Annotated in this window: 7 protein-coding genes and 1 pseudogene; 7 read left to right on the top strand and 1 reads right to left on the bottom strand. The window is 63.1% G+C overall.

Going from position 1 to position 4915, the window contains the following annotated elements:
* The 3 genes from pgsA to DBR22_RS07490 all read left to right on the top strand — a co-directional run.
* Window positions 1-628, top strand: a 628-nt coding sequence (pgsA, locus tag DBR22_RS07500) for a CDP-diacylglycerol--glycerol-3-phosphate 3-phosphatidyltransferase (RefSeq protein WP_308810189.1), incomplete at its 5' end; no start/stop codon positions are given.
* A 13-nt stretch (window positions 629-641) separates the two neighbouring features.
* Window positions 642-1121 carry a CinA family protein gene (locus DBR22_RS07495; protein ID WP_108598489.1) on the top strand — a complete coding sequence of 160 codons (480 nt, stop codon included), beginning with the start codon at window positions 642-644 and terminating at the stop codon, window positions 1119-1121.
* A 152-nt stretch (window positions 1122-1273) separates the two neighbouring features.
* Window positions 1274-1726, top strand: a complete 453-nt coding sequence (locus tag DBR22_RS07490; RefSeq protein WP_108598488.1) for a helix-turn-helix domain-containing protein — start codon at window positions 1274-1276, stop codon at window positions 1724-1726.
* A gap of 94 nt (window positions 1727-1820) precedes the next feature.
* On the opposite strand, the gene DBR22_RS07485 is transcribed toward DBR22_RS07490, so the two are convergent.
* The gene (locus DBR22_RS07485; protein WP_258229083.1) at window positions 1821-2375 is read right to left on the bottom strand and encodes a MarR family winged helix-turn-helix transcriptional regulator; all 555 of its coding nucleotides are present in this window, start codon (window positions 2373-2375) and stop codon (window positions 1821-1823) included.
* 41 nt (window positions 2376-2416) lie between these two features.
* Between DBR22_RS07485 and DBR22_RS07480 the strand changes: the two genes are divergently transcribed.
* The 4 genes and pseudogenes from DBR22_RS07480 to DBR22_RS07465 all read left to right on the top strand — a co-directional run.
* Window positions 2417-2641: a DUF3046 domain-containing protein gene (locus DBR22_RS07480; RefSeq protein ID WP_108598486.1), complete on the top strand. Its 225-nt coding sequence runs from the start codon at window positions 2417-2419 to the stop codon at window positions 2639-2641.
* A gap of 238 nt (window positions 2642-2879) precedes the next feature.
* The gene (gene recA / locus DBR22_RS07475; RefSeq protein ID WP_108598485.1) at window positions 2880-3935 is read left to right on the top strand and encodes a recombinase RecA; all 1056 of its coding nucleotides are present in this window, start codon (window positions 2880-2882) and stop codon (window positions 3933-3935) included.
* 179 nt (window positions 3936-4114) lie between these two features.
* A complete protein-coding gene (locus DBR22_RS07470) occupies window positions 4115-4597 on the top strand; it encodes a regulatory protein RecX (protein ID WP_308810190.1) in 483 nt (160 codons plus the stop codon).
* Between the two features lie 64 nt (window positions 4598-4661).
* A pseudogene (locus DBR22_RS07465) lies at window positions 4662-4915 on the top strand (tRNA (N6-isopentenyl adenosine(37)-C2)-methylthiotransferase MiaB); the annotation flags it as partial.

Genomic DNA, 4915 nt, shown 5'->3' with positions numbered 1-4915 from the left:
GACTAGCACCGAAGCAACCGCCGCAGGCTCCAGCAGTGCAGGAATCTGGAATCTTCCCAACATCCTGACTATGGTGCGCATCGCCTTGGTGCCGTTCTTCGTCTGGTTCCTCCTGGCTGATGCTCCAGGGCTGAAGAGTGAATCCAGCCTCTGGCGCTGGGCCGCGGTGGTGGCGTTCGCCGTCGCGATCTACACGGACAAGCTCGACGGCGACATCGCCAGGAGCCGCGGACTCATCACTAATTTCGGCAAAATCGCCGACCCGATTGCGGACAAGCTCCTGATCGGCTCCGCACTCGTGATGCTCTCCATCCTCAACGAGCTGCCGTGGTGGGTCACCATTCTGATCCTCGTCAGGGAGTGGGGGATCACCGCCCTCCGCTTCTTTGTCATCCGGTACGGTGTAATCCCGGCGTCGCGGGGCGGCAAACTCAAGACGGTCGTCCAGACTGCCGCGATCTTCCTGTACCTCCTCCCACTGGCAGCGCTTGCGCCCTGGTTGGTATGGGTAGCCTTCGCGGTCATGATGGTGGCGGTGCTGATCACGGTGTGGACCGGCGTCGAGTACGTTGTCGAGGCCCTCCGGCTCCGTGCGCGCGGCAAGAAAGCCCAAAAAAAGACCAGCTAACCAGGGAGTTGACGTGACTAATCTTCACCACCTCGCGGAAGAGGCCGTCAAAACGGCTCTGGAGGCCGGCCGGACCGTAGCCACAGCGGAGTCGCTCACAGCGGGCATGGTGGCTGCCGTTCTGGCAGACACTGCCGGAGCGTCCGGCATGTTGCAGGGCGGCGTCGTGGCCTACCAGAACACGGTCAAGTCAGGGGTACTGAAGGTGTCACGGGAACTTCTCGACGCCGTCGGCTCGGTTGACGGGGACGTCGCCGCAGCCATGGCGGACGGAGCCCGGACAGTGCTTGGCGCTGACATCGGGATCGCCACTACGGGAGTGGCGGGCCCGGAGGAACATGACGGCAAACCGGTCGGAACGGTGTTTATCGGCATTGCCACCGCGGGCGGCACAACCTACGCCGAGTACGGTTTTTCAGGAAACCGGGCAGAGATCCGCGGCCAGGCCTGCGGGGCCGCATTGGAAAGTCTGCTCGCAGCCCTGTCATCCTGAGGTTACCGGGCGTAAAGTTGCCGGGAACAAATCCCGGTATCCATTAGTTATTACATTGTGTCGCTTCCGGACTCCGGAGGCGCCTAGGATGATTAAACCACCACGGTTCGCTCCACGGCGGACCGCACTTATGAGGGAGCAAGGCGATACAGATGGTAAAGCAGCCCGTATCCGTAAACGGCGTTGTCCGCTGGAAGGATGTGGGCCTCGCCGATCAGGCTAAGAGCGAACAGAAGGAGCGCAAGATGGTTGTACTTCGTCACGAAATCGGTGATGTCCTGCGCGATGTCCGCCAGCGCCAGGGACGTACGCTCCGCGAAGTTTCGCACAGTGCCCGGGTTTCCCTGGGTTACCTCAGCGAAGTGGAGCGCGGCCAGAAGGAAGCCTCGTCAGAGCTCCTTTCATCAATCTGCTCCGCCTTGGACGTGCCGCTCTCCAGCATGCTCCGCGAAGTCAGCGACCGCGTTGCCGTCGCCGAGGGCGTAGCCGTTCCGGACACCGTTCCCCAGGAATTCTCACAGCGTTACGGCCGCGATCTTGAACGCGACCTGAACGCTGAACTCAACAGCGAACTCTCCACGGGTCTGCTTTCCGGCGCACGCTAGGCCGCCGGCAGCACCCCAACGCAACTAAAACGACAAAGCCTCCGGCCTTAAGGCCGGAGGCTTTGCCGTGTTGGCGCCACCCTTCGGGGCCGCCTCAGGCCGGAGTGTCCTTCGCAAAACCGTCGCGCTCATAAATCGTATTGAGCTTGGCCACATATTCGGCGAGCGTCTGCAGCTCCCCGACCGGCCATTCGCCGAGCCGCTCGCGGAAAACCTGGCGCCGCGCATCCTGGACCTGGTGCATCTTTTCCTCGCCCTTCGCAGTCAGCCGGATCGCCTGCGCCCTGCCGTCCAGGGGATCTGCTTCCTTCGAAACCAGGCCGAGGCTCTCCAGGAAGGCGATCTGGCGGCTCACGGACGGCTTGCCCACGCCGATGTTCAGGGCAAGATCAGTGAGGCGGATGGGGCCTTCCCGCCGGATGACAGTCAGCAATCCATACGCTGCCGGTTCCATATCGGGGTGGACCTGGCGGGAAAGCTGTTGTGACACGGAACGCGCACGGCGCCAGAGGAGGCTGATCTGGTGTTCCACGTTGTTCAGGGCTGCGTCCAGCGTGTCCTCTCCCGGGTCACTCTCCGCAGGAACTGGCTCCGCAGTACCGGACTCCGCGGGACCGGGCGACGGGGTTGTTTCAGCCATGTTGCTCATGGCAACAATTCTAGGCGCCGGGATCATGAGAGACTCTATTGGTGCGGATCAGTGACTATTGGCGGCTTATGGACGACGAATTTGGAGCCGGGTACTCGCGGGTCCTGAGCAGTACCCTGGTCCTGGCCGGAGTGGGCGGGCGCACCGCTGACCAGGCCCTCGCGGCCGGTGTGAGCCCCCGCCAGGTATGGCTGGCAGTCTGCGACATCCAGGATGTGCCGCCGGAGCGCCGGCTGGGCCGCGACGTCCAGCCGCGCCGCGACTGATCTCCAGGCAACAACGCTGACCGGCGCCTCAGGGCAGGCAAAGAGGTGCTCTTTCCACTGACACGCCGCCGGCGTTGTTCGAATATCTGTTCGGGTATAGCTATGCTTTTCGTAGTGGGTTATCCACATAGGCAATGTCATCCGGCCTGATTGTCAGTGGGTGCCATTAGCGTCAGAGATGACCAATAAACGGCCGCTCAGGCCACTCCAAAGCGAGAAAGCATTAGAGGTGTGAACCATGGCGGCAGCCCCGGATCGTGAAAAAGCGTTGGAAGCAGCGCTGGCCCAGATTGACAAGCAGTTCGGCAAGGGCTCCGTCATGCGGCTGGGTGACGAGGTGCGCGCCCCTATCGAGGTAATCCCCACCGGATCGATCGCACTGGACGTCGCCTTGGGAATTGGCGGCCTGCCCCGCGGCCGTGTCGTGGAGATCTACGGCCCGGAATCTTCAGGTAAGACCACTGTTGCGCTCCACGCCGTGGCCAACGCCCAGCGCCTCGGCGGCATCGCTGCCTTCATTGACGCCGAGCACGCCCTGGACCCGGAGTATGCCGCCAAGCTTGGCGTGGACACTGACGCACTCCTGGTCTCGCAGCCGGACACCGGCGAGCAGGCCCTGGAAATCATGGACATGCTGATCGGCTCCGGCTCGCTGGACGTCATCGTCATAGACTCCGTCGCGGCCCTCGTTCCGCGCGCCGAAATCGAAGGCGACATGGGCGACAGCCACGTGGGTCTTCAAGCCCGCCTGATGAGCCAGGCGCTGCGTAAGATCACCGGCCGCCTGAGCCAGACCAAGACCACCGCCATCTTCATTAACCAGCTCCGTGAAAAGATCGGCGTGTTCTTCGGCTCCCCGGAGACCACCACCGGTGGTAAGGCGCTGAAGTTCTACGCGTCCATCCGCATCGATGTCCGCCGGATCCAGACGCTGAAGGAAGGCGCGGATTCCGTCGGTAACCGCACCAAGGCCAAGATCGTCAAGAACAAGATGGCCCCGCCCTTCAAGATTGCCGAATTCGACATCATCTACGGCTTGGGCATCTCCCGTGAGGGCGGCATCATCGACATGGGCGTTGAGCACGGCATCATCAAAAAGTCCGGTTCATGGTTTACCTACGACGGCGACCAGCTGGGCCAGGGCATGGAGAACTCCCGCAGGTTCCTGCGCGACAACCCCGAGCTCGCAACGGAACTTGAGCGTCTTATCAAGGAGAAGCTCGGCGTCGGGGTCAAACCTGCAGCTGACGAGTCCAAGGACACACCCAAGCTGAAGGCCGTTGACGGCTTCTAAGGGGTCTGTGGATTCAATGGAGGAGCGGGAGCCGGGGCCGGAACGCAGACGCCGCCGAAGCGGCGGGCACAAGAGTTTCGGGCAGGCCGGGCACCGGGGGTTCAGGGCAGGACGGGCCCACTCCTGACTCGTCCCTCGCTGCGGACCCGGAACCGGACCCCGCCTCCGTTGCCCGCGCTATTGTTCTGCGGCAGCTGACCAGCTCGGCCAAAAGCCGGCTGCAGCTGTCGCGGAAGCTGGCGGAGCGTAACATTCCCGAGGATGTGGCTGAGGCCGTCTTGGACCGGTTCCAGGAGGTCCGCCTCATTGACGATGCCGAGTTTGCGGACATGTGGGTGCGCAGCCGCTCCCAGTCACGGAAGCTGGCCAAGGGAGCCCTGCGCCGGGAGCTGTCGGATAAGGGTATCGATCCGGAGACAGCCGCCTCCGCACTGGAACAGCTCTCCGACGAGGACGAGGAAGAGGCCGCACGCCGCCTCGTGGAACGGAAACTCCGGTCCGGAAGTGACCTGTCCGACCGGGCGGAGCGGGACAAAATCACCCGGCGCCTGGCCTCCATGCTTGCGCGGAAGGGATACCAGCCGTCGCAGGCATTCAGGGTGGTTGGCGAGGTCATCGACGCGCAGGTCGAGCAGGAATCGGACCAGAGCGCGGATAGCTAGGCGCGCGGTAATCGCTGTCCCACGGCAGATCGGCAGCGCCCCGCCAACCCGGTACCCTTAACAGGTGAGTTTGACCATTCCTTCCCCCGCATCCGGTACCGTTCCTTCTTCAGATTCTGCTGTGCCGCAGCCGCGCACCTACCAGGTGCGAACCTTCGGCTGCCAGATGAACGTGCATGACTCGGAGCGGATGGCAGGCATGCTGGAGGACGCCGGCTACGTGCCGGCTGACGGTGAGCAGGCCGACGTCGTGGTTTTCAACACCTGCGCGGTCCGCGAAAATGCCGACAACAAGCTCTACGGAAACCTGGGCATGCT

This window comes from Arthrobacter sp. HMWF013 (assembly GCF_003061105.1).
GTDB lineage: Bacteria > Actinomycetota > Actinomycetes > Actinomycetales > Micrococcaceae > Arthrobacter.
This window is presented reverse-complemented; position numbering and strand designations above follow the sequence as displayed.

Bases quoted from the DNA above. Each gene is read 5' to 3' on its own strand.
- recA (WP_108598485.1), top strand. From the start codon at position 2,880: ATGGCGGCAGCCCCGGATCGTGAAAAAGCGTTGGAAGCAGCGCTGGCC.
- DBR22_RS07485 (WP_258229083.1), bottom strand. From the start codon at position 2,375: ATGAGCAACATGGCTGAAACAACCCCGTCGCCCGGTCCCGCGGAGTCC.
- DBR22_RS07490 (WP_108598488.1), top strand. From the start codon at position 1,274: ATGGTAAAGCAGCCCGTATCCGTAAACGGCGTTGTCCGCTGGAAGGAT.